21 protein-coding genes are annotated in these 20,885 nt (G+C 66.7%); 20 read left to right on the top strand and 1 reads right to left on the bottom strand.

The features are described from left to right. The 20 genes from rsmA (at window position 1) to recN (ending at window position 19,319) form a co-directional block, all read left to right on the top strand. Window positions 1-798, top strand: coding sequence for a 16S rRNA (adenine(1518)-N(6)/adenine(1519)-N(6))-dimethyltransferase RsmA (gene rsmA, locus V4558_11040; protein MES2306038.1), 798 nt, complete (start codon window positions 1-3; stop codon window positions 796-798). Between the two features lie 73 nt (window positions 799-871). Next, complete coding sequence (locus V4558_11035) at window positions 872-1,507, top strand: redox-sensing transcriptional repressor Rex (protein ID MES2306037.1); 636 nt, start codon at window positions 872-874, stop codon at window positions 1,505-1,507. Window positions 1,508-1,514: 7 nt separating this feature from the next. Continuing rightward, window positions 1,515-2,333: an exonuclease domain-containing protein gene (locus tag V4558_11030; protein MES2306036.1), complete on the top strand. Its 819-nt coding sequence runs from the start codon at window positions 1,515-1,517 to the stop codon at window positions 2,331-2,333. Beyond that, window positions 2,330-3,241, top strand: a complete 912-nt coding sequence (locus tag V4558_11025; GenBank protein MES2306035.1) for an MBL fold metallo-hydrolase — start codon at window positions 2,330-2,332, stop codon at window positions 3,239-3,241. Before V4558_11030 ends, V4558_11025 begins: the two co-directional genes overlap by 4 nt. 285 nt (window positions 3,242-3,526) lie before the next feature. Then, window positions 3,527-4,468 carry a hypothetical protein gene (locus V4558_11020; protein ID MES2306034.1) on the top strand — a complete coding sequence of 314 codons (942 nt, stop codon included), beginning with the start codon at window positions 3,527-3,529 and terminating at the stop codon, window positions 4,466-4,468. A 153-nt stretch (window positions 4,469-4,621) separates the two neighbouring features. Continuing rightward, window positions 4,622-5,188, top strand: coding sequence for a translation initiation factor IF-3 (gene infC, locus V4558_11015; protein ID MES2306033.1), 567 nt, complete (start codon window positions 4,622-4,624; stop codon window positions 5,186-5,188). A 30-nt stretch (window positions 5,189-5,218) separates the two neighbouring features. Beyond that, window positions 5,219-5,413 carry a 50S ribosomal protein L35 gene (rpmI, locus tag V4558_11010; protein MES2306032.1) on the top strand — a complete coding sequence of 65 codons (195 nt, stop codon included), beginning with the start codon at window positions 5,219-5,221 and terminating at the stop codon, window positions 5,411-5,413. 12 nt (window positions 5,414-5,425) lie between these two features. After that, window positions 5,426-5,782, top strand: a complete 357-nt coding sequence (rplT, locus tag V4558_11005) for a 50S ribosomal protein L20 (GenBank protein ID MES2306031.1) — start codon at window positions 5,426-5,428, stop codon at window positions 5,780-5,782. Between the two features lie 91 nt (window positions 5,783-5,873). Next, a complete protein-coding gene (gene pheS, locus V4558_11000) occupies window positions 5,874-6,938 on the top strand; it encodes a phenylalanine--tRNA ligase subunit alpha (GenBank protein ID MES2306030.1) in 1,065 nt (354 codons plus the stop codon). Further along, on the top strand, window positions 6,935-9,310 hold the full coding sequence (gene pheT, locus V4558_10995) for a phenylalanine--tRNA ligase subunit beta (GenBank protein MES2306029.1): 2,376 nt from the start codon (window positions 6,935-6,937) through the stop codon (window positions 9,308-9,310). Before pheS ends, pheT begins: the two co-directional genes overlap by 4 nt. Continuing rightward, entirely contained in the window at window positions 9,285-9,599 is a 315-nt protein-coding gene (locus V4558_10990) for a hypothetical protein (GenBank protein MES2306028.1), read from the top strand. Before pheT ends, V4558_10990 begins: the two co-directional genes overlap by 26 nt. Next, window positions 9,596-9,910 (top strand): cell division protein ZapA, encoded by a 315-nt coding sequence (locus V4558_10985; GenBank protein MES2306027.1) that lies wholly within the window; start codon window positions 9,596-9,598, stop codon window positions 9,908-9,910. The genes V4558_10990 and V4558_10985 overlap by 4 nt, the downstream gene beginning before the upstream one ends. Window positions 9,911-9,947: 37 nt before the next feature. Beyond that, the gene (gene rny, locus V4558_10980; GenBank protein ID MES2306026.1) at window positions 9,948-11,597 is read left to right on the top strand and encodes a ribonuclease Y; all 1,650 of its coding nucleotides are present in this window, start codon (window positions 9,948-9,950) and stop codon (window positions 11,595-11,597) included. Further along, the gene (locus tag V4558_10975) at window positions 11,594-12,484 is read left to right on the top strand and encodes a tetrahydrofolate dehydrogenase/cyclohydrolase catalytic domain-containing protein (GenBank protein MES2306025.1); all 891 of its coding nucleotides are present in this window, start codon (window positions 11,594-11,596) and stop codon (window positions 12,482-12,484) included. Before rny ends, V4558_10975 begins: the two co-directional genes overlap by 4 nt. Further along, on the top strand, window positions 12,481-13,743 hold the full coding sequence (xseA, locus tag V4558_10970; protein MES2306024.1) for an exodeoxyribonuclease VII large subunit: 1,263 nt from the start codon (window positions 12,481-12,483) through the stop codon (window positions 13,741-13,743). Before V4558_10975 ends, xseA begins: the two co-directional genes overlap by 4 nt. Then, complete coding sequence (gene xseB, locus V4558_10965; protein MES2306023.1) at window positions 13,740-13,970, top strand: exodeoxyribonuclease VII small subunit; 231 nt, start codon at window positions 13,740-13,742, stop codon at window positions 13,968-13,970. The genes xseA and xseB overlap by 4 nt, the downstream gene beginning before the upstream one ends. Then, window positions 13,963-14,874: a polyprenyl synthetase family protein gene (locus tag V4558_10960; GenBank protein MES2306022.1), complete on the top strand. Its 912-nt coding sequence runs from the start codon at window positions 13,963-13,965 to the stop codon at window positions 14,872-14,874. The genes xseB and V4558_10960 overlap by 8 nt, the downstream gene beginning before the upstream one ends. 23 nt (window positions 14,875-14,897) lie before the next feature. Next, complete coding sequence (dxs, locus tag V4558_10955; GenBank protein MES2306021.1) at window positions 14,898-16,787, top strand: 1-deoxy-D-xylulose-5-phosphate synthase; 1,890 nt, start codon at window positions 14,898-14,900, stop codon at window positions 16,785-16,787. A 55-nt stretch (window positions 16,788-16,842) separates the two neighbouring features. Next, a complete protein-coding gene (locus tag V4558_10950) occupies window positions 16,843-17,658 on the top strand; it encodes an NAD(+)/NADH kinase (GenBank protein ID MES2306020.1) in 816 nt (271 codons plus the stop codon). Then, window positions 17,655-19,319: a DNA repair protein RecN gene (recN, locus tag V4558_10945; protein ID MES2306019.1), complete on the top strand. Its 1,665-nt coding sequence runs from the start codon at window positions 17,655-17,657 to the stop codon at window positions 19,317-19,319. The genes V4558_10950 and recN overlap by 4 nt, the downstream gene beginning before the upstream one ends. Here the strand turns inward: recN and V4558_10940 are convergent. After that, a complete protein-coding gene (locus tag V4558_10940; GenBank protein MES2306018.1) occupies window positions 19,309-20,874 on the bottom strand; it encodes a hypothetical protein in 1,566 nt (521 codons plus the stop codon). The genes recN and V4558_10940 overlap by 11 nt on opposite strands. Window positions 20,875-20,885 lie beyond the last annotated feature (11 nt).

The following is a 20,885-nucleotide window of genomic DNA, read 5'->3' as shown; positions in this document are numbered from 1 at the left end:
GTGAAGGCGCGCAAATCCCTCGGCCAGCATTTTCTCACCGACCCGCGGTTGCTGGGGCGCATTGCAGCGGCCACAGGCGCGGGCGCGCGTGACGTCGTCCTCGAGATCGGCCCAGGGAAGGGGGCGCTGACGGCGGCGCTGCTCGATCGGGGCTGCACGGTGGTAGCGATCGAGCGCGACGAGCGAATGGTGATTACCCTGCAGCGCAAATTTGCCGGACGCAATTTCGCGCTGGTCACGGGTGATGCACTCGAACTCGATTGGCCTGCACTCGTCGCCCCGTGGACCGTCGACGGCTTCACCTGGCGGGTGGCAGGCAACATTCCCTACTACATCACCTCGCCGCTGCTCGAGAAGGCGCTCACCGCACCGTTCCCCGCGTCGGTGACCTATCTGGTCCAGAAAGAAGTGGCCGACCGGATTGTCGCTCCGGCAGCACACGACGACTACGGCGCCCTCTCGATCGGCATCCAGGCGGTGGCCGAGGCATCGCGGCTCTTCACGGTCGGGAAGGGAGCCTTCTCGCCGCCGCCTAAGGTCGATTCCGCAGTGCTGCACCTGGTGCCGCGCGCGGAGCCGTTGGTGACGGCGGAGCAGGTCCGGCCATTCCGCACGCTGGTCACGGGCCTCTTCTCCTATCGTCGGAAGCGGATGCAGAAGGCGCTGCGGGAGGCGCTGGATCTTTCCGCCGACGACTCGGCCCGGATCCTTGCCGAGGCCGAGATCGATCCCGACGTCCGGCCAGAGGTGGTCGATGTGGCGGCGTTCATCCGGTTGCTCAGGGTGGTGTCGGCGTAGCAGAAGGGGTCGGGCCGCGGGGCAGGGGACCGTCCAGTTGCCCCGGACCCCCTGCTCGTGAAACATTTCACAAATGCTGCCGCGCAAGATTGCCGACTCGACCGTTCGCCGCCTGGCGATCTACCTGCGCTTCCTCGAAGAGTTCGATCATCAGGGGCGCGATACCCTGTCCTCCGAAGCACTGGCCCGGCGCGCCGGCACCACCTCGGCGCAGGTCAGGAAGGACCTCTCCTTCTTCGGGTCGTTCGGCAAGCGTGGGCTCGGCTATGATGTACACGCGCTCGCCGAGCGCCTTCGCGAGATCCTCGGGCTGGTGCGCAGGTATCGCGTCATTCTGGTCGGCGCCGGGCGACTGGCCGGGGCGCTGGTCAAGTTCTCCGGATTCAGCGCCCGTGGCTTCGACATCGTGGCGGTGGTGGACAAGGACCCCGCCAAGATCGGTCGGACCTGGGGAAGTCTCGAGATTCAGGATGTCTCGCGACTCGAAGCGGTGGTCCGGGACGAACGCGTCGATATTGCCATCCTGGTGACGCCGGGCGATCCGGCGCAGGGGCTGGTGGATCGACTGGTCGCGGTTGGTGTCACCGCGATTCTGTCCTTCGCCCCGGTGCAGCTGCAGGTCCCCGATGGTGTCGACGTGAAGAACGTCAATCTCGCCATCGAACTCGAAACACTCTCGTATTCGCTTCAGCATCGAGTGCACACATGAGGCAGCAGTGATCGGACTCACGGCACATCCCAATGGCACGCTGGTCGAGCGCGCCATCGAGTTGCTGCGCGCGGGTCCGCTGGGCGCCGATGCCCTCGCGCTGCGGGTGCTGGGGCTGCCGAATGCACCGACGGCCGTCGCCGAAAGACTTGCAACCGCGTTGCTCGGTTCCGATCCTCGGGTCCGGCAGCAGGCGAGTGGTTTGTGGTCGCTGGTGGCCGTCGCCCACGGCTCGCCCCTCCTCGAAGAGTGCGCGTTCGCGGTCGTCGACGTCGAGACGACGGGAATGCACGCGGTCGGCGATGACCGCATCACCGAGATTGCTGTGGTGGTCGTCGAAGGTGCGCGTCGTGAAGTCGTCTTCGATTCCCTGGTCAATCCCGGCCGCCCCATTCCCTCGCGCATCACGGAACTCACCGGGATCAGCGATGCCATGGTGAGTACTGCTCCGCCGTTCAACGAGATCGCCGATCAGGTCGTGGCGGCGCTGGCGGGACGTGTGTTCGTTGCGCACAACGCCCGCTTCGACTGGGGATTCGTCGGCGCCGAAGTGAAGCGCAGCCGCGATCTTGCCCTGGATGGACCGCGGCTGTGCACCGTGCGGCTCGCTCGCCGGCTGGTGCGCAACGAGCCGTCGTACTCGCTCGGCGCGCTCGCGGTACGGTTCGGACTCGAGTTCTCGGCGCGGCACCGTGCGGCCGGCGATGCTGTTGTCACCGGGATGTTGCTGCAGCGCCTGCTCGGCACTGCGCGCGAGAAGGGAGCACGCACGCTTGCCGAACTCGAGGTGATGCACCGGACGCCGGTCAGGGAGTTGCCGCTATGAGCGGCGTGACCACGCGCACCATCGGCCGACTCACAGTGCACACTCTCGAAGGTGGACTGCAGCGGCTCGATGGCGGCGCGATGTTCGGGGTGGTGCCGAAGCCGCTCTGGGAGCGGCGGCTGGCCCCGGATGCCCGGAATCGGATTCCGCTGGCGATGCGGGCCCTGTTGATCGAGCACGACGATGGCCTGGTACTGGTCGAGACGGCGCTCGGCAACAAGGAAGGGGAGAAGTTCCGCGACATCTATGGGGTCGAGAACAGCGGAGCCGGCGGCCGCACCACTCTGGAAGATTCGCTCGCGCTGCTCGGACACACGCCCGCAGATATCACAACGGTGCTGAATACCCATCTGCATTTCGATCACGCGGGCGGGAACACCTTCATTGCGGCAGATGATCCGGAGCGACGGATCCAGGCGTCGTTCCCGAACGCGACTTATGTCACCCATCGCCGCGAATTCGAATGGGCCACCCACACCAATGAGCGGACTCAGGCGAGCTACCTGCCGGACAACTTCCTCCCACTCGCTGAGGCAGGGAAGTTCCGCTTCCTCGAGGGGCCGGCTGGTACGGTCGTCCCTGGGGTGCGCGTCATGGTGACCCCGGGGCATGTGCCGTGGCATCTCACCGTCCTGATCGAGAGTGCGGGAGAGGCACTTCTCTTTCCGGCCGATGTGGTGCCCACGGCACATCATCTCCCGTTGCCATGGATCATGGGATACGACGTCGAGCCGCTGCGGACGATGGAGAGCAAGCGAGCGCTCTTCTACCGCGGTATGGCCGAGGGGTGGCAGATCGTGTTCACGCACGACGCGGACACGGTGGGTGGCCGCCTGGTGGCCGGTGAGAGGGGAACTGAGCTCTCCGAACGCATTCCCCGACCCCTCTCATCTCCTCAGTCCGAATAAATGGCTTCGTGGGTTTTTCGATACGCCCTGCTCTTCGGCATCGTGGGCGCGTCGGCGGCCTGTCAGGCGGATCAACGGGCACGTAAGGCTCAGCCGGCTCCCGCCCTGACGCCCGGTGCGCTTGCGGAAGAAGGCGCATCCGCCCCCTGGGAGGGAAACGCAGGCTGGCGGCTCGTACTCGAGCGGGAGATCAAGGGCAGTGACCGGGAGGGCTCGCAGCTTGGTGCACCCCTTCACATCGCCGTGGACTCCAGAGGCCGGATTTTCGTCGTTGACCTCTCCCCGATGTCGATCAAGGTCTACAATCCGGACGGTTCCTTCGCTGGCACCCGTGGCCGTCTCGGCGACGGTCCGGGGGAGTTCCGGAGCCCGGCGATTGCGATCTGGCGTGACACGCTGATTGTGCAAGACATGAATCACCGCCGGGTGTCGATCTATGCGCCTAATGGCACCCTCGTCCGTGAGTGGCCATCACAGTTCAACGTCTTGTATCCAATCGCCGTGGATGACAGTGGGCGGATTGCCATTCCAGGGGCCGCGCCTCGCGGGTCGATCGGTGCGGCGCGTTGCGGAAATGCGATGCTGCGGTGTGGCACCTACTATCGCTACCGGCTGGACGGGACTCTGCTGGACTCAATGGTGATCGACCCCGGAAGCCTGCCTCGATATGTCGCAGGGGTGAGCCTCCCGTTTTCTCCCCGCCGCATCATTCGGTTCGATCATGGCGGTCAGATGGTCTGGGGTGACCAGGACCGCTCCCGGATCACGTTCGGCTGGGGGGCGGACACCTCTCGAAGTGTCGAGCTCGCCAGTCCGGGGCGGGCATTCGCGGTGAGCGACGCGGTTCGACGCGAAGCTGGCGGTCGATACGAGCGCGAAGCCAGGTTGAAACCGGGGACTTTGGTCGACTCGATTCCGCGCGACTATCCGCTGTGGAATTTCTTCGCTTTCGACGGAATGGGTGACCTCTGGGTGTTGCGGCCCGGGCCGTCCGGATGGGAGGATCACTGGGATGTCTTTGACCCCGAGGGGGCCCCTCTCGGTTCGGTCCCTGCGGTGTTCGAAGCGGTGACTCCGTTCCACCTCGCCTGGACGCGGGACCGCGTCTACGCCTTGGTGAGCGACGATCAGGACGAGCCCGTGATACGGGTGTATCGAATCGAGCATCGTTCCGGCCCTGGTCCGGCTGGGAAGAGCGCCTTGCAGGTTGGAACGCCGCACCCTTGACTCAACGATCCCGCACCCCTAATTTGCCCCCCGTTCAAGCGAGTGGGAAACCACTCCACCCCGAGCCGGCAGGAGATGGCGAATGGGTCCGAAGAGTCATAAGCATCCACGCCTCCGGGCGTGCGGTGCGCCTCTACGGACACCCCGCCACCGGTGGGGTGTCCTTTTTTTACTGGTCTCCAACGAGGGAATGGCCCACTGTCCAGCTTCGAGCGTGAGCGTCGGGTTCGAGTGAATCGGCAGATCCGGATTTCGCCGGTTCGCGTGGTGACTGCGGAAGGGGAACAACTCGGCGTACTCTCGATTGAAGAGGCGCTGGCGGCGGCGGTAGAGCGCGGTCTCGACCTCGTCGAGGTCGCCCCGATGGCCCGCCCCCCCGTGGTCAAGATCATGGACTACGGAAAGTTCAAGTTCGAAGAGGCCAAGGCAGCACGGGCGGCCAAGAAGAAGCAGCACGTGATTCACCTGAAGGAAGTGAAGTACCGGCCGGGCATCGACGACCACGACTTCGACTTCAAGACCCGCCACGCCCGGGAGTTCCTGGGTGAAGGGAACAAGGTGAAGGTGACGATGATGTTCCGCGGTCGACAGATTGCGCACACGGAGCTGGGGAAGGCGGTCCTCGACCGCGTGGCCGCAGCCCTCGCCGACATCGGCAAGGTCGAGCAGGACGCCAAGCTCGACGGACGTAACATGATCATGGTGCTCGCGCCGAAATAAGCGCGGGGCCGCACGGAAACGGAGACGAGCATGCCAAAGCAGAAGACCAAGCGCGCAGCGATGAAGCGCTTCAAGTTGACCGGCACGGGAAAGATCAAGCGCGGCCGCGCCAACAAGCGTCACATCCTGACGAAGAAGACGACCAAGCGGAAGAACCAGCTGGGCAAGTCAGCGCTGGTGAGCTCCGCCGACTATCGTCGTACCATCAAGCTGCTTCAGGCCTGAGGAGAGTAGACCATGCCACGCGTAACCAACGGGCCAGCCCACCACGCCCGCAAGAAGAAGATCATGGAGGCCGCGAAGGGCGGCTTCGGCGCCCGGAGCAAGCTCTACAAGGCCGCCAAGGAAAACGTCGAACGGGGTATGGCATACGCCTACCGCGATCGTCGCAAGAAGAAGGGCGACTTCCGGACCCTGTGGATCACGCGCATCGGCGCGGCGGCACGGATGCACGAGATGTCCTACTCGCGCCTGATGTTCGGCCTCAAGCAGGCCGGCGTCGAAATCAACCGCAAGGTGCTCGCCGACCTCGCCGTGAATGATGCCGACGCGTTCGCGAAGCTGGCCGAGGTCGCGAAGTCGCACCAGGGGTGATGCACCCGCTTTGACGTGACTCTCGTGGGGCCGGCCGTCGCTGTACGGGCGGCCCCACGCCGGTTTTTCGCAGTTCCTGTCCGGAGCCCGCGTGCCCGTGTCCGACCACCCGACGCTGCAACCATTGCGTGACCGCCTCGCGGCGGTTGCCACTCTCGATGCCACCGCCCTCGAGGCCGAGGAGATTGCGATCCTCGGCCGGAAGCAGGGCGCCCTGACGCATCAGCTCAAGGCGCTGGCCGCGCTCCCGATCGAGGAGAAGCGGCTGCTCGGCGGCGCGCTCAATCAGCTGAAGAGCGACTTCGAGGGTGCCTTTGCTGCGCGCCGCGCGACCATTGCCGAAGCCGGCACCGCCCACGATCCGACGGCCGTCGATCTTTCGATGCCGGGCCGGTCCACCTGGGAAGGGACGCGCCATCCCGTCACGCTGGTGGTCGAGGAGATCGTGTCGATCTTCGCCGGCCTTGGCTTCACGGTGGCGCTGGGTCCGGAAGTCGAGAGCGAGGCGCTCAACTTCGGTGCACTCAACTTTCCGCCCGATCATCCCGCGATGGACATGCACGACACGCTCTACCTCGACCCGCTCGGCGTCGAGCGTGGCGTGGGTGACCGCTTGCTCTTGCGGACCCACACCTCGCCGGTACAGGTGCGGGTCATGCAGGCCGGACCGCCGCCGTACCGCGTGGTGATTCCCGGGATCGTCTATCGCAACGATCCATTCGATGCGTCGCACGCGCCCGCGTTCTCGCAGATCGAAGGGCTCGCTGTGGACGAAGGGATCACCTTCGTCGACCTCAAGGCGACGCTGGCGCATTTCGCCCGCAAGTTCCTCGGCAGCGATACGCGCGTGCGGTTCCGCCCGTCGTTCTTTCCGTTCACTGAGCCGTCGGCCGAAATGGACGTCGGCTGCGCGATCTGTGGCGGCTCCGGATGCAGCGCCTGCAAGGGCACTGGCTGGATGGAGATTCTCGGGTGCGGCATGGTGCACGAAAACGTCTTGCGTAACTGCGACGTCGACCCCGAGCGATTCACCGGCTTCGCCTTCGGCATGGGACCACAACGGATTGCCATGCAGCGTTATGCACTGCCCGACATCCGCCTGCTTTATGGTGGCGACATGCGCTTCCTGACGCAGTTCGGGGGACTTGGCCGATGAAGGTCTCTCGTCGCTGGCTCGAAGCATTTCTTCGCCGCCCGCTCGAGGCGCGCGATGTGGCGGCACGCCTTGCCATGCTTGGCGCACCGGTTGACGCGATCGTGCCCGTGGGCGCCGATCTGGGCGCGTTCGTGGTGGGTCTGGTGACCGACGTGCGGCCGCATCCCAACGCCGACAAGTTGCGCGTCACAACCGTCGACGACGGAAGCGGCGCCTTGTTCAGCGTGGTCTGCGGGGCGCCCAACGTCGTGGCTGGCGCGAAATATCCGTTCGCGCGCCTGGGCACGACGATGCCCGGCGGCCTCGTGATCGAGAAGCGGAAGTTGCGGGGAGAATTGTCGGAGGGAATGCTCTGTTCGGCCCGCGAACTCGGGCTGGGCCAGGACCACGATGGCCTGCTGACGCTCGACACCGATGCGGCGCCGGGTACGCCACTGGTGAACGTGCTCGATGCCGGCGACGAGCAGCTGGAGATCGACGTCACCCCGAATCGCCCCGACCTGTTGGGACACAAGGGGGTCGCGCGCGAGTTGGCGACATCCTACGGCATTCCGTATCGCCTCCCGGAGATTCCGGATCTCGTCGGTGTCGATTTGCCGACCCCGGTGCGATACGCTGATGAAGCCGTCGTTGGCGGGATTCGCGTCGCCGTCGCCGACGCCGGTTGTGGCCGGTTCCTCGGCGCCGTGATCCGCGGCGTGAAGGTCGGACCTTCGCCGGAGTGGTTGCGGCGTCGGCTCGAGAGCGTCGGGTCGCGATCAATCAATAACGTGGTTGATGTCAGCAACTACATCCTGCTCGAGCTCAATCAGCCCACACACGCTTATGACGCCGCGACATTGCGCGGGCCCGCGATCATGGCGCGTGCGGCCCACGCTGGCGAGTCGGTGACCACGCTTGATGGTGTGGCCCGACCGCTCGCCGAGGGCGCGCTGGTCATCGCCGATGCCGAGCGAGTGATTGGCATCGCCGGAGTGATGGGCGGCCGGGACACCGAAGTCACCGATGCCACCACGGATATCTTCCTCGAGTGCGCCTGGTTCGAACCGTCGCACGTCCGAAAGGCGCGTCGTGCCGCAGGGCTCTCGACCGATGCTTCACAACGCTTCGAGCGCGGGACCGACCGGTGGGGTGCCGTCGACGCGTTCCGTCGTTGTATCCGGATGATCATTACCGTGGCCGGCGGGCAGCTCGGCGGTGACACAGTGGATTGCACGCCGGTGCCCGCGTTTCCGCCGCGCATTTTCCTCCGTCCCGCACGGGTGGCGCAGGTGCTCGGTGTCACCTTGCCGTGGATCGAGATCGAGAAGCACCTCGTCGCGATCGGCGCGACGGTGGTCAGCAAGCCGGACGATCAGCGTATTGCCGTGGATGTTCCCGGCTGGCGTCCGGACATCACGACCGAAATCGATCTCGTCGAGGAGATCGCGCGGCTGCACGGCTATGAAAATATCCCGATCGACTTGCGCCCGTTCCGACCCGGTCACCGCAGCGACGATGCGGGTTGGGGCGCCGCAGCGCGGGTTCGCATCGGACTGGCCGCGCTCGGCCTCTCGGAAGTGATGACGCTGCCGATGGTGAACGAGTCCCACGACATCGCGCCCCGACTGCTCAACCCCCTCTCCGCCGAGCACGGTTCGCTACGGTCAACGCTGGTGCCTTCGCTGGTGCATCACGTCGAGAGCAACTGGGCGAACCAGGTCGGCGATGTGCGTCTCTTCGAAGTCGGCACCACCTTCAATCACGTGGCAGCGGGATCGCCGCCGACCGAGTCGCTGCACGCCGCGTTCGCCGTGACCGGCTCTCGGCAACCGGCTCACTGGTCCGCGGCAGGAAAGTCGGCGCCCTGGGATGCATGGGACGCCCGCGCACTCTTCGAACGGCTCGTGGCTCTGGCGCAACCCGAAGCAACGGTTCAAGTTGACGGGGGGGCGTGGATCGCCCGGGGCCAGTCCGGCGAAGTCGTCGGGCGCTGTGCACCGGCGTCGGCCGACGCACCGCCCTGGGCGACAGCTGTCTATGTCGGCGAGGTGGCGGTGGCCGAAGCGGGCCGGCCGGTTGCGGGCTTCCGCGAAACGCCGGCGTACCCGGCGAGCACCCGTGACCTGGCACTCCTGGTCCCGGTCGCCCGTCCGGTCATCGAGATCACGGCGATGCTCGAATCCCGGGGCAAGCGCCAGGGGCTCGAGTCGGTCACCGTGGTCGACGAATATCGAGGTGCCTCGCTTCCCGAAGGCACCCGCAGTGTGGCCGTTCGACTCGTATTCCGCGCCACCGACCGCACCTTGACCGACACCGAAGTGGAACAGGCCGTGGGTCGCCTGCGCGCTTCGCTGGAGCGTGAGCTTGACGTCACCCTACGTTCGACCTGACCTCGCCGCCGTCGCCGATCTCGAGCGGGTGCTCCGGCACCTGACCGATGAGCTCGCGGCCTGGCGTCGTCGCTGCCTCAAGGCAGAGGGAGAGTTGTCGGGGCTGAAGGCGACGGATGGCATGGTGCCGGGCGATGATGTGGTCCGGATGCGGGCGCATCTGCTCGACCTCGAGCGGGAAAATCTCGACCTTCACGCGCGAGTCGATCGGGCTCGCGAGGCCCTTCTCCGCATGCAGCAGCGACTCTCCTTCGTCGAAGGCGAATTCGAGCCTGAGGTGCCGGCATGAGCGACGCCCCCCGGCACTCGGTACGTGTGCAGGTTGGTGGCGAGGAGCTGGTCGTCCGCTCCGAGCTGCCCCCGGAGTACACTCGGGAAGTCGCCGCCTACTTCGATGACGCGCTCCGGCGGATCCGCACAATGCTGCCGACGATCGAAGCCCACAAGGCTGCGATTCTTGCCGGTCTCGCCGTGACCGATGAACTCTTCCGCGCGAGGCGCGCGGACCTCGACATGGCGTCGCGAGTGAGCACGATGACTGATGATCTTGCCCGCCTCCTGCCGCCCGCGAAGCGTGGGCAGCGCGTCGGACCCGACTGACTGCAAGGCGGCGCCACTGGCGTCGCATGGAGCATAGATGATGGACGCGACTCTCCTCGCCGGCGCGGGTGCCGGCACCGTGCTGGGCATCCTCCTGGGTGCCTTTCTCTGGAACCTCCTCCTCGCCTCGAAAGGACGCTCCGCGCGCGCGCTCGTGGCCGCGGCGGAGCAGGATGTGGTCGGCGTCCGCACTGCCGCTGCAAAGGAGGCGGCCGAGCTTCGCGCGGCGGCCGGCAGGGAAGCCGCCGAGTTGCGCGCGGCGGGTGAGCGGGACGCCACCGTAAGTCGGGAGCGACAGATCGTGGCCGCCCGCGAAGAAGCGCTCGCGTTGAAGGAAGAGGCGACGCGTGAAGCCGCGCGCCGCCGCGAGGAGGTCGAACGCTCGGAGCGTCGACTCGGCGATCGTGAAGCCCAGCTGGCCGAGCGGCAGGACCACCACCGCGCCGAGGAGCGCGCGGTCGAACAGCGGCGAGCCGAACTCGCGCGGGCCGAGGCGGGCCTCGCTGAGCAGCGCGAGGCGATCGCGCGCGAACAGCACGAACTGCAGGGGCGACTCGAACACATCGCCGGCCTGACGGCCGAAGAGGCGGCGCGCGAAGTGCGCCAGCAGGTCGAGGATGAGGCCCGCACGCAGGCCGCCGCGCTCGCTCGGGAAATCAAGGAGAAGGCGCGTCGCGAGGCCGACAAGGAAGCCCGCCGGCTGATCTCGATGAGCACGCAGCGTCTCGCCGCCGAGCACACGGCGGAAACCACGGTGGCAGCAGTGGCGCTGCCCAGTGACGAAATGAAAGGACGGATCATTGGCCGCGAGGGCCGGAACATCCGGGCGTTCGAGCTGGCGACGGGCGTCGATGTCATTATCGACGACACGCCTGACACCGTGGTCGTCTCCTGTTTCGATCCGATTCGCCGTGAAGTCGCCCGGCGGGCGCTTGAGTCGCTCGTCGCCGACGGCAGGATCCATCCGGGCCGGATCGAGGAGCTGGTGGTCAAGGCGCGCGCCGAACTTGACGGTCAGCTCGTCGACCTCGGTGAGCGCGCCGCCTACGATGCGGGAGTGCATGGCCTCCATCCCGAGCTGATCAAGCTCGTGGGACGGATGCGGTATCGTACCTCCTACGGCCAGAACATGTACGAGCACTCGAAGGAGGTTGCCTGGATCGCGGGGATGATGGCGACCGAGCTGCATCTCGATGCCGCACTCGCCCGGCGCGGCGGGCTCCTCCACGACATGGGCAAGGTGCTGACCCACGAGCACGAGGGGACACACGTCCAGCTCGGGGTCGAAATGGCGCGCAAGTATGGTGAGAGCGCCGCGGTCATCAACTGTATCGAAGCCCACCATGATGACGTCGCGCACGATAGCAGCGAGTCGGTGCTGGTGCAGGCGGCTGATGCCATCAGCGGTTCCCGCCCGGGAGCACGCCGCGAAGCGTTCGAGAGCTACGTCAAGCGACTGACCCGGCTGGAAGAGATCGCGAGCAGTTATCCCGGAGTCGAGAAGACGACGGTGATCCAGGCCGGCCGCGAGATCCGGGTCATCGTCGTGCCCGAGAAGGTCAACGACGCCGAAGCACAGACGCTGTCGGAGACCATCGCGCGGCGGATCGAGGGCGAGCTGCAATATCCGGGGCAGATCCGGGTCACGGTCATTCGCGAGACGCGCGCCACGGATGTCGCGAAGTGAGCGCACGCATTCTCGATGGTGTCGCGATTGCAGCCGGTATCCGGTCCGAGGTTGCGGCGTCGGTTGCTGCCCTGCGCGCGCGCGGGCTCGTGCCCGGGCTCGCCGTGATACTCGTCGGTGAGAACGCGGCGTCGCAGATCTATGTCCGCTCCAAGGAGAAGGCATGCATCGATGCCGGGATGCACTCGGAGACCGTGATTCTCCCCGCCGACACCACCGAAGGTGAGCTCCTCGCCACGATCGACCGGCTCAACCGTGATGCGCGCATCCACGGCATTCTCTGCCAGTTGCCAGTACCGCCGCATATCGACACCGACAAGGTGCTGCGACGGATCGACCCGGCAAAGGATGTCGACGGCTTTCACCCCATGAACGTGGGCAAGCTGGTGCTTGGGGACCCGACCGCGTTCCGGCCGGCCACGCCGTACGGCATTCAGGAAATCCTGATTCGCTCTGGTATTCCCACCCGCGGTGCCCACGCCGTCATCGTCGGTCGCTCCACCATCGTCGGTCGACCGATGGCATCCTTGCTGCTGCAATCCGGACCTGGCGGTGACGCCACGGTGACCGTGGCGCACTCGCGCACGGCTGATCTCGCGACGGTGTGCCGCTCAGCGGACATCCTGATCGTGGCGATTGGCCGCGCGAACTTCATCGGCGCCGATGCGGTGAAGCCGGGGGCAACCATCATCGACGTCGGCATCAACCGGGTCGAGGACGCGACGCGCCCCAAGGGCTATCGTGTGGTGGGCGACGTGGACTTCGAGGCGGTGCTCCCGGTGGCTGGGGCGATTACTCCGGTGCCCGGCGGTGTCGGCCCGATGACGATCGCGATGCTGCTGGCAAATACCCTGCAAGCCGCCACCCTGCAGGGCGGCACGCGATGAGCGGGGTGGACGAGGCGTGGAGCGTCTCTCGCCTTGCCCGCACCATCAAGCGTCGCGTCGAAGACGAGTTCCCGGCGATCTGGGTCAAGGGAGAACTCGTCGGCGTCAAGCGCTATCCCAGCGGACACTGGTACTTCGGGTTGCGCGACGCCGAAGCGAAGGTTGACTGCACCATGTGGAAGTTTGCGGCAGCCCGACTCAAGGGTCCGCTCGAGGAAGGCACGGAAGTCTTCGTGCTGGGAACACCAAACGTGTGGGAAGAGCGCACCTCGCTTCGCTTCAACGTGACCCAGGTTCTTCCCGCTTCCGGGGTGGGTGCACAGGCGCAGGCAGTCGAGCAGATCAAGCAGCGACTGCTCGTTGACGGCCTGCTCGACCCGGCCCGCAAGCGCCCGCTGCCACGCTACGCCACGCGCATTGCGGTGGTGACCTCGATCGCCGGAGCTGCGGTTCGCGATATCATCACCGTGGCAGGCCGACGCTGGCCCGGTGTCGAACTGCTGGTGATCAACAGCGCCGTGCAGGGTGACGGCGCCCCCCAGGAACTGGTCGATGCCCTGGCGATCGTCGCGCGCCTCGAACGACTCGACTGCTGCATCGTGGGGCGAGGCGGCGGCTCGAAGGAAGACCTCGCGGCATTCAACGATGAAGCGGTCTGTCGCGCGATTGCCGCGTGCCCGGTGCCGGTGATCAGCGCCGTGGGGCATGAGGTGGACGTGACGCTCGCCGACCTCGTCGCCGACGTCCGCGCCGCGACTCCCTCGCAGGCGGCCGAATTCGCCCTCCCGGATCGGCGCGATGTTGCGGCGCGACTTGGGTCGCTGCGTGCCGCCTTCGTCACTGCGCTGCGAGAGCAGGTGGGCCGGCGGCAGCAGCGGCTGCAGCGGACCCGCGACCGGATGGGGAGCGCCCTGCTCGACCGACTGCGGGGTGCCGAACGCCGACTCCTGACCAGTCGTGGGCGACTCGCGCCGGCGCTCGCCCGGCACGCGCGCCGCCCCGGAGTGCGACTCGCGCAACTCGACGGACGGCTCGCCCCGGCGATGCATCGTCGACTGGAACGATTCCGCGCCACCCTGGGCCGCAACGCCGCACAACTCGACGCGCTCTCGCCATTGGCCGTGCTCGGACGCGGTTATGCCCTGCCACGCGCTGCCGATGGCACCGTGTTGCGCCGTGTCGAAGATTTCATTCCCGGGAGTGGTTTCAACTTGCGAGTCGCTGACGGCGTCATAGCCGCTCGCGTGGAGGAAAAATGAGCGAAAACCCCGCTTCTCTCGATCAGGACCTGCGCCGACTCGAGGAGATCGTGCGCCGACTCGAAGATGACGATCTCGCGCTCGAATCTGCCCTGCAGTTGTTCGAAGAGGGCGTTGGCCGCCTCAAGTCCGCCCAGGCGCGATTGGGCGAAGCCGAAACCCGGGTCATGCAGGTGCTCAAGGACGCCGAGTCAGGCGAGCTGCGCACTGAGACTCTCGATGGCTGAGATGCAGGAGGGCGATGTCACCGCCCTCCTTGCCGAGGCCCGCGAGGTGGTCGATCGCGAGCTCGAGCTCTGCGCCGCCAGGATGTCCGCGACAATGGCACCGCCGCTGGGCGACGCGCTTGCCTACGCATTGCGCAGCCCCGGGAAGCGAGTGCGGCCGGCACTCGTGATCGCCGCATACCGTGCCGCCGGCGGCACCTCGCCGGCGATTTCCGGCGTTGCGACTGCCGTCGAGATCGTGCACACGTATTCGCTCGTTCACGATGATTTGCCGTGCATGGACGACGACGACCTGCGACGCGGTCGTCCCACCACTCACCGTGCCTTCGATGTGGCGACTGCCACGCGCGTCGGTTACCTGCTGGTTCCGGTGGCGGCCGAGGAGCTGGTTCGCGCCGGCCGCGCCCTGGGGCTGGCACCCATCGCCATCGGTCGGCTCGCCGCAGCACTCTTCGAGGCCGGGGGAATCCGTGGCATGGTCGGCGGACAGTGGCTCGATCTCGAGGCCGAAGGGCGCCGCCTCGACCTGCCGGAGCTGATGGCCGTCCATCGGGGAAAGACCGGTGCGCTGATCCGGGCGGCTGTCGTCCTTGGAGGCCTCGCGGCCGGTGCCTCCGATGCCGTCCTCACGGCATTCGGCAGCTTCGGGGATGAGATCGGTCTCGCCTTTCAGGTCGCTGACGACGTGCTCGATGCGACCGCAACCTCGGAAGCGCTGGGCAAGACGGCCGGGCGGGATGCCGAGCTGGCCAAATCCACCTACGTCGGGCTGCTGGGCGTCGAGGGCGCGCGCCTGGCGGCCTCCGACCACGAATCCGGCGGGCTCCGGGCACTCGAGACCGCCGGGGTCCCGAGCACATCTCTGGGGGCCCTGGCACGGTATATTGTGACCAGATCATCATGACTTCTTCCGCTTCTGGAGCGACAGTGTCCCTCCTTGCAGGTATTCAGGGCCCCGCCGACCTCAAGCGCCTTTCGCGGGAGCAGCTCCCCCAGCTTGCCCAGGAAATTCGCGATCGCCTGATCGAATGCGTGTCCGTCACCGGCGGCCATATCGGGGCATCGCTCGGCGTCGTCGAACTCACGATCGCGCTCCTCTACGAATTTGATTCGCCAACCGACAAGGTGGTCTGGGACGTAGGGCATCAGGCCTACGCCTGGAAGCTGCTGACCGGCCGGAACGATCGCTTCGAGACGCTGCGTTCGGTCGGCGGGATTTCGGGTTTCCTGAAGCGGGATGAGAGCGAGCACGACCAGTTCGGGGCAGGGCATGCCGGCACGGCGATGTCGGCCGCACTCGGGATGGCCACGGCTCGCGATCTCCACGGCGAACACAACAAGGTGATCGCGGTCGTCGGCGACGGCGCGCTCACCTGCGGCCTGTCGTACGAGGCGATGAACAACGCCGGCCATACCGAGTGCGATATCCTCCTCATCGTCAATGACAACGGGATGAGCATTTCGCCCAATGTGGGCGGTATCTCGAAGATGCTCGGTGGGATCGTCGCTGATCCGCGCACTGACCGTGTCCGCGAAGCTGTGAAGAAGGTGACCTTCAAGCTGGGCGGCGTGTTCGGCGACGGGGTCGTGCACCTGGCGCGCAATGTCGAGGAGTCGGTCAAGAATCTCTTCTCGGAAGGGATGCTCTTCGAGGAACTCGGCTTCCGGTATTTCGGTCCGATCGACGGTCACGATCTCGACAAGCTCGGCGATACCCTCGCATTCGTTGGCAAGATGAAGGGGCCGCGCGTGCTGCACGTGCTGACCGAGAAAGGGAAGGGCTTCTCCTTCGCCGAGGCGAATCGCGAGAAGTGGCACGGCCTCGCGGCGTACGATCCGAAGACCGGCGAAGCGCGCAAGAAGGCGAGCGGCCCGCCGACGTGGACTCAGGTTTTCGGCGATACGCTCGTTGCCCTGGCCGATGAATATCCCGAATTCGTGGCGATCACCGCTGCCATGCCTGCGGGCACCGGCACAAACATCTTCCAGAAGGCATATCCGAAGCGTTTCTTCGACGTCGGAATCGCGGAAGGCCATGCGGTCACCTTCGCCGGTGGCCTCGCGACTCAGGGCATTCGCCCGGTTGTCGCGATCTACTCTACCTTCCTCCAGCGCGCGTATGACAACATCATTCATGACATCGCGGTGCAGAACCTTCCCGTGGTGTTCTGCATGGATCGCGCGGGTCTCGTAGGCGAGGATGGCCAGACCCACATGGGGCTCTACGACATCCCGTACATGCTCGCCGTGCCCGGGATGACGGTCGCCGCACCGAAGGACGCGGACGAACTTGTCGGCCTGATGCGGACCGCGCTCACGCACGATGGGCCCTTCTCGCTGCGGTATCCGAGAGACAAGACGCCACTCGATCCCAACCCGGTCGCGAGCGTGGCACCGGTACCATACGGCACCTGGGAGATGCTTCGTCCCGGAAAGGAGGTTGCGATTCTCGGCACCGGCACCATGGCGCTCGCTGCACTCGAGGCGGCCAATCTGCTGGTTGCCGATGGGGTCGATGCCGCGGCAGTCAATGCCCGGTTCATCAAGCCCCTCGACGAGGCCATGCTTGCGGATCTCGTGCGCGACTGCCGGCTCATTGTGACGTGCGAGGAAGGATCTGTGGTGAACGGCTTCGGCGCCTATCTCGCCGCGCGGCTGCAGCAGAGTCACCCCGAGGTGCGGGTGATTGCCCTCGGCATTCCGGATGAGCTGGTAGTGCAGGCCCCCCGACTCGAGCAGCTGGACCGCTACGGCCTCTCACCGGCACGCATCGCCGCGTCGGTACGCGCGGCACTCACTCCCGCTCCGGTGCGCTGAGGCAGCCCTGCGCATCGGACTCGTCGGCAACCCCCGCTACGCCGACCTTCGCGAGGTGCTGGCCGAGACGGCACGCCTCGCTGGCGAGCGCGGCTGGTCGCTGGCAGGCGATCAGGAGCTCGAGGCACTCTGCCCGAGTCCGCTGACTCTCCTTGACCCCGATGAAATCGATCTGCTTGTCACCTTCGGCGGTGACGGCACCCTGCTGCGCGGCGCCCGGCGGCTCATGGGTCGGGAGGTGCCGATTCTCGGGGTCAACTTCGGGCGCGTCGGCTTCCTGACCTCGGTGGCACGCGATGAGGCCGCGCGGGCGCTGACGCTCTTTGCGGCGGGTGAGCATCGCCTCTCTGCACGCTCGGCGCTGATGGCGACGGTCTGTGGCACCGACGGCACCGTCCGCGAAGAACTTGCAGCACTCAACGACGTCGTGCTGCACAAGGGCGGCGTCGCGCGGGTGGTCCGGTTCCAGGTGCTGATCGATGGCGAGCCGATGGGACCCGTGTCCGCGGATGGCCTGGTGGTGTCCACCCCCACTGGCTCCACCGCCTACTCGCTGAGCGCGGGTGGCCCGGTGGTGGTGCCCTCCCTCGAAGCGATGATCGTGACGCCCATCTGCGCGCATTCCCTGGGTGTACGTCCCATTGTTGTGCGCGCCGATGCGGTGGTGAGCATCGAGCCGCTCGACACCCGCGTCAACGACATGCTGGTCTCCTTCGACGGCCAGGAGAGCGCGATGCTCGCGCCCGGCGAGGTGCTTGAGGTGAAGCTCGCCCCCTGGCGTGTCATCCTCGTGCGCTTCGGCGACCCCGGCTTCTTCCGTCGGTTGCGGGAGAAGCTGCACTGGGGCGACCTCTCCGACCGCGACCAGTGACGCTCGTCTCGCTCCGCGTCCGCGACCTGGCCACGGTCGCCGATGTCACGCTCGAACTCGCCGGCGGCCTCAATGTGCTCACCGGCGAAACCGGTGCCGGGAAATCGATGCTGGTCGATGCCCTCGCCCTGCTCCTCGGCGACCGTGCCGACCGTGCCGCGGTTCGGCCCACCGCCAGCCGTGCGGTGATCGAGGGTGTCTTTGACGCCATTCCTGCGGCGGCGCGCGCCCAGCTCGAGGTCGCCGGCGTCGATATTGAGGAGTCACTGATTCTCCGCCGCGAAGTCACCGCCGAAGGGCGTTCGCGTGCCTGGATCAACGGGTCAGCGACGACGGTGGGCGCCCTCGCGCGGCTGGGTGAGGCCCTCGTCGACCTGCACGGTCAGCATCAGACGATTCAACTGCTCGAACCGGCGATGCAGCGGGACCTGCTGGATGCATTCGGTGATGCGCTGCCCCTCGCGCGCGCCGTGATGACAGCGCATGCCGAACTCGATGCGTTGCGCGACGACGCCGCCGAGCTGGCAGCGCGCCGCGACGCAGCACAGCGCCGCGCCGACTGGCTGCGCCACGTCATCACCGAAATCGATGCGGCCAAGCCGCGGCCCGACGAGGACGTCACGCTCGACCGCGAGGTGACACGTCTCGGGCATGCCGGGGCACTCGGCGATCATGCCCGGCAGGTGCGCGAAGCCCTCGACGGCGATGATGGCAGCGCCCGCAGCGCCATCGCGCGCGCCGAGCGCTCACTCAACGCGCTCGAGCGTCTCGATGATAGTGTGACCCCGTGGCGTGAACTTCTCGACGCCGCCTATGCTCAGCTCGACGAACTCGCCCGACTCGCTGACGGCTACGCCGGCGACCTCGCGGAGGATCCTGCGCGGCTTGAGTCACTGGAGCGCCGGCGCGACACTCTCTACACGCTGAAGCAGAAGCACGGTCAGACGCTTGCCGCTGTCCTCACGACGCGCGATGAGGCGCAGGCCGAACTCGATCTGCTGGACTCGGCTGTGCTCGATCTGCGCACCTTCGCGACCCGGATCGGCGCTGCCGAGGCGGCACTTGCCACCATTTCCGCGGAGCTGTCGGCGCGACGTCAACAGGCCGCTGAGCAACTCGGGCGCGAGACCAATCGTCTCCTCCCCCGACTCGGCCTCGCCGGTGGCGAGCTGGCGGTGTCGCTTGAGCGGCTCGACTCGGTCGGACCGCACGGCGCCGAAGTGGTGACGCTGATGGTGCGCCTGAATCGCGGCATGGCTGCCCAGCCGCTGGCACGCGTCGCATCGGGCGGAGAACTTTCCCGGCTGATGCTGGCGCTCAAGGTGGTGCTCGCGCGTCACGATGCCGTGCCGACACTGGTCTTCGATGAAGTCGATCAGGGAATCGGCGGGGAGGTCGGCGCGCGCGTCGGCGACGCATTGAGCCAGATCGGTGAGCGGCATCAGGTTCTGGTGATCACCCACTTGCCGCAGATTGCCGCGCGCGCCGACCATCATCTCCGCGTCGCGAAGGCGACCCGCGGCGGGATCGCCACGAGCGACGTGGTGACGCTGTTTGGCGAGGATCGCGTGCTCGAACTGGCCCGGATGCTCGGTGACGCCGACGACGATGCTGCACGCCGCCTGGCGCAATCGCTGCTTCGTGGCGCGACTACTGCCTGACCAGCGCCTTGTAGACCCGGAAGACCAGCCGCGACGTCAGTGATGCCACAACCAGTCCGCTGCCGCTGCGGATGGTGCGCTCGATCGACAGGCCCGCTTCCACTGGCATCCGCAGGATCCCATCCCGATGATGACCGTCGTGGACATAGCTGAATCCGACACCCACAATGGTTGCGTCGGCGCCGGTGCCCGCGTCGAGAATCGATGCCGCGGCGCCGCCGACAGGATCCTGCCCCGTGATATAGGTCGTGGCATCCGCCCCTCGGCGCTGATATGAGACCAGCCCGGTGAAGGCGAGGCGCGGCGCGAGTCGGAAGAACGGCTGCACAGTCACGGCGACGATGTCGCCCGGGTTCCGGTGGACGCCGGCGCGGCGATAGGCCGGGAGCAACAGCTGGTCGCGACCGCCAACGCGCGCGTACAGATCTGAAGCGAGCTGCAAGACGTAGCGTCCCTCCGCGCGCAATCCCAGCCGGTGCCTTCCCAACTCGATGATGCCGGCCAGCTCGGCATCGATCTGCCGATCGCCAGTGCCCTGGTCGAAGAGGAACTGCGGACGTGACAGTTGCCCGGTAGGAAAACGGCCGACTCCCTGGACCCAGAAACCGAGCCACCGCGCGTCGCCGGGACGCCCATGCTGGATCAGTTCCGCGGTGATCGCGCCCTCGATGTCGCCCAGCCCTACCAGCGGGCGATCCTCAGGTGCGAGGAGGCCGAAGCCGGTGGGTGCGGCGAGCAACGCATCGAACCCTGCGGAGGTGACGATGCTGGTCGGGAGCGCTGGCGCACCGGTAAAGCCGGGGATGCCGAGGCCACCGGAAAACTTGTTGCGCAGGCTGGTCACCCGGGTCAGCAGAGCGGCGCCGTCGGCGCTCACATCGGTGGGAAGCACCGCGCTCGCCATGACGCTGTCCATCAACAATGTGTAGAGCGAGGCGCGCAATGCGGGCGCTTCCCCGAGCGTCTGCTGGGCGAGTGCCTGGGCGGTGGGGTCGGTCGCGTAATCGCCACGGCTGTACTTCGTGGTCAGGGTCGCGATGGCAACATCGAGCTCGGCAAAGAAGGCCGCAGTGCGCGCGCGCCCGGCCGCGTCACCGAGGATCGGATCGGAAGGATTGAGCCCGACATTCGCTCCGGCGGGGTCATAGCTTATCGACCGCTGAGTCCGCACAGAGACGATTGGTACCGTGCTTGAGATCGTGATCCGGCGCGTCAGGCCAAGGGCCAGGCCGATGGTTGCGACACCGCGTTGACGCTCGGCGACAGTCGTGATGCTGCCCAGTCCGGTGGCAGTCGCCGGACGGCCAAGGATTTCTGCAAGGCGGCTCTCGAGATCCCCGAGCAGCGGGGTCGCACCGGCATCGAGTGAGGCCAGGGTGAGCGGTTCGCCGAGATCGCGCTTCCGGCCATCCGCAAAGGCCGAGGTCGCGGGGAAGAAGCCGCCGCCGAATTCGATCCGCAGGGTCCCGCGCGGCGCCGTAAGGAGCGGAAGCTGAGCTGGCACACGTGAGACGCAGAGTGCCAGGAGAATCGGGAGGAGGGCTCGGTTTCGCATCGCGGGGAAAG

The organism is Gemmatimonadota bacterium (assembly GCA_040388535.1).
Classification (GTDB): Bacteria; Gemmatimonadota; Gemmatimonadetes; order Gemmatimonadales; family GWC2-71-9; genus Palsa-1233.
The sequence above is the reverse complement of the archived record's forward strand: the minus strand, read 5'-3'. Positions and strand labels throughout refer to the sequence as shown.

Bases quoted from the DNA above. Each gene is read 5' to 3' on its own strand.
- V4558_11035 (MES2306037.1), top strand. From the start codon at position 872: ATGCTGCCGCGCAAGATTGCCGACTCGACCGTTCGCCGCCTGGCGATC.
- V4558_11025 (MES2306035.1), top strand. From the start codon at position 2,330: ATGAGCGGCGTGACCACGCGCACCATCGGCCGACTCACAGTGCACACT.
- V4558_11020 (MES2306034.1), top strand. From the start codon at position 3,527: ATGTCGATCAAGGTCTACAATCCGGACGGTTCCTTCGCTGGCACCCGT.
- rpmI (MES2306032.1), top strand. From the start codon at position 5,219: ATGCCAAAGCAGAAGACCAAGCGCGCAGCGATGAAGCGCTTCAAGTTG.
- rplT (MES2306031.1), top strand. From the start codon at position 5,426: ATGCCACGCGTAACCAACGGGCCAGCCCACCACGCCCGCAAGAAGAAG.
- pheT (MES2306029.1), top strand. From the start codon at position 6,935: ATGAAGGTCTCTCGTCGCTGGCTCGAAGCATTTCTTCGCCGCCCGCTC.
- V4558_10985 (MES2306027.1), top strand. From the start codon at position 9,596: ATGAGCGACGCCCCCCGGCACTCGGTACGTGTGCAGGTTGGTGGCGAG.
- rny (MES2306026.1), top strand. From the start codon at position 9,948: ATGATGGACGCGACTCTCCTCGCCGGCGCGGGTGCCGGCACCGTGCTG.
- xseA (MES2306024.1), top strand. From the start codon at position 12,481: ATGAGCGGGGTGGACGAGGCGTGGAGCGTCTCTCGCCTTGCCCGCACC.
- xseB (MES2306023.1), top strand. From the start codon at position 13,740: ATGAGCGAAAACCCCGCTTCTCTCGATCAGGACCTGCGCCGACTCGAG.
- V4558_10960 (MES2306022.1), top strand. From the start codon at position 13,963: ATGGCTGAGATGCAGGAGGGCGATGTCACCGCCCTCCTTGCCGAGGCC.
- V4558_10940 (MES2306018.1), bottom strand. From the start codon at position 20,874: ATGCGAAACCGAGCCCTCCTCCCGATTCTCCTGGCACTCTGCGTCTCA.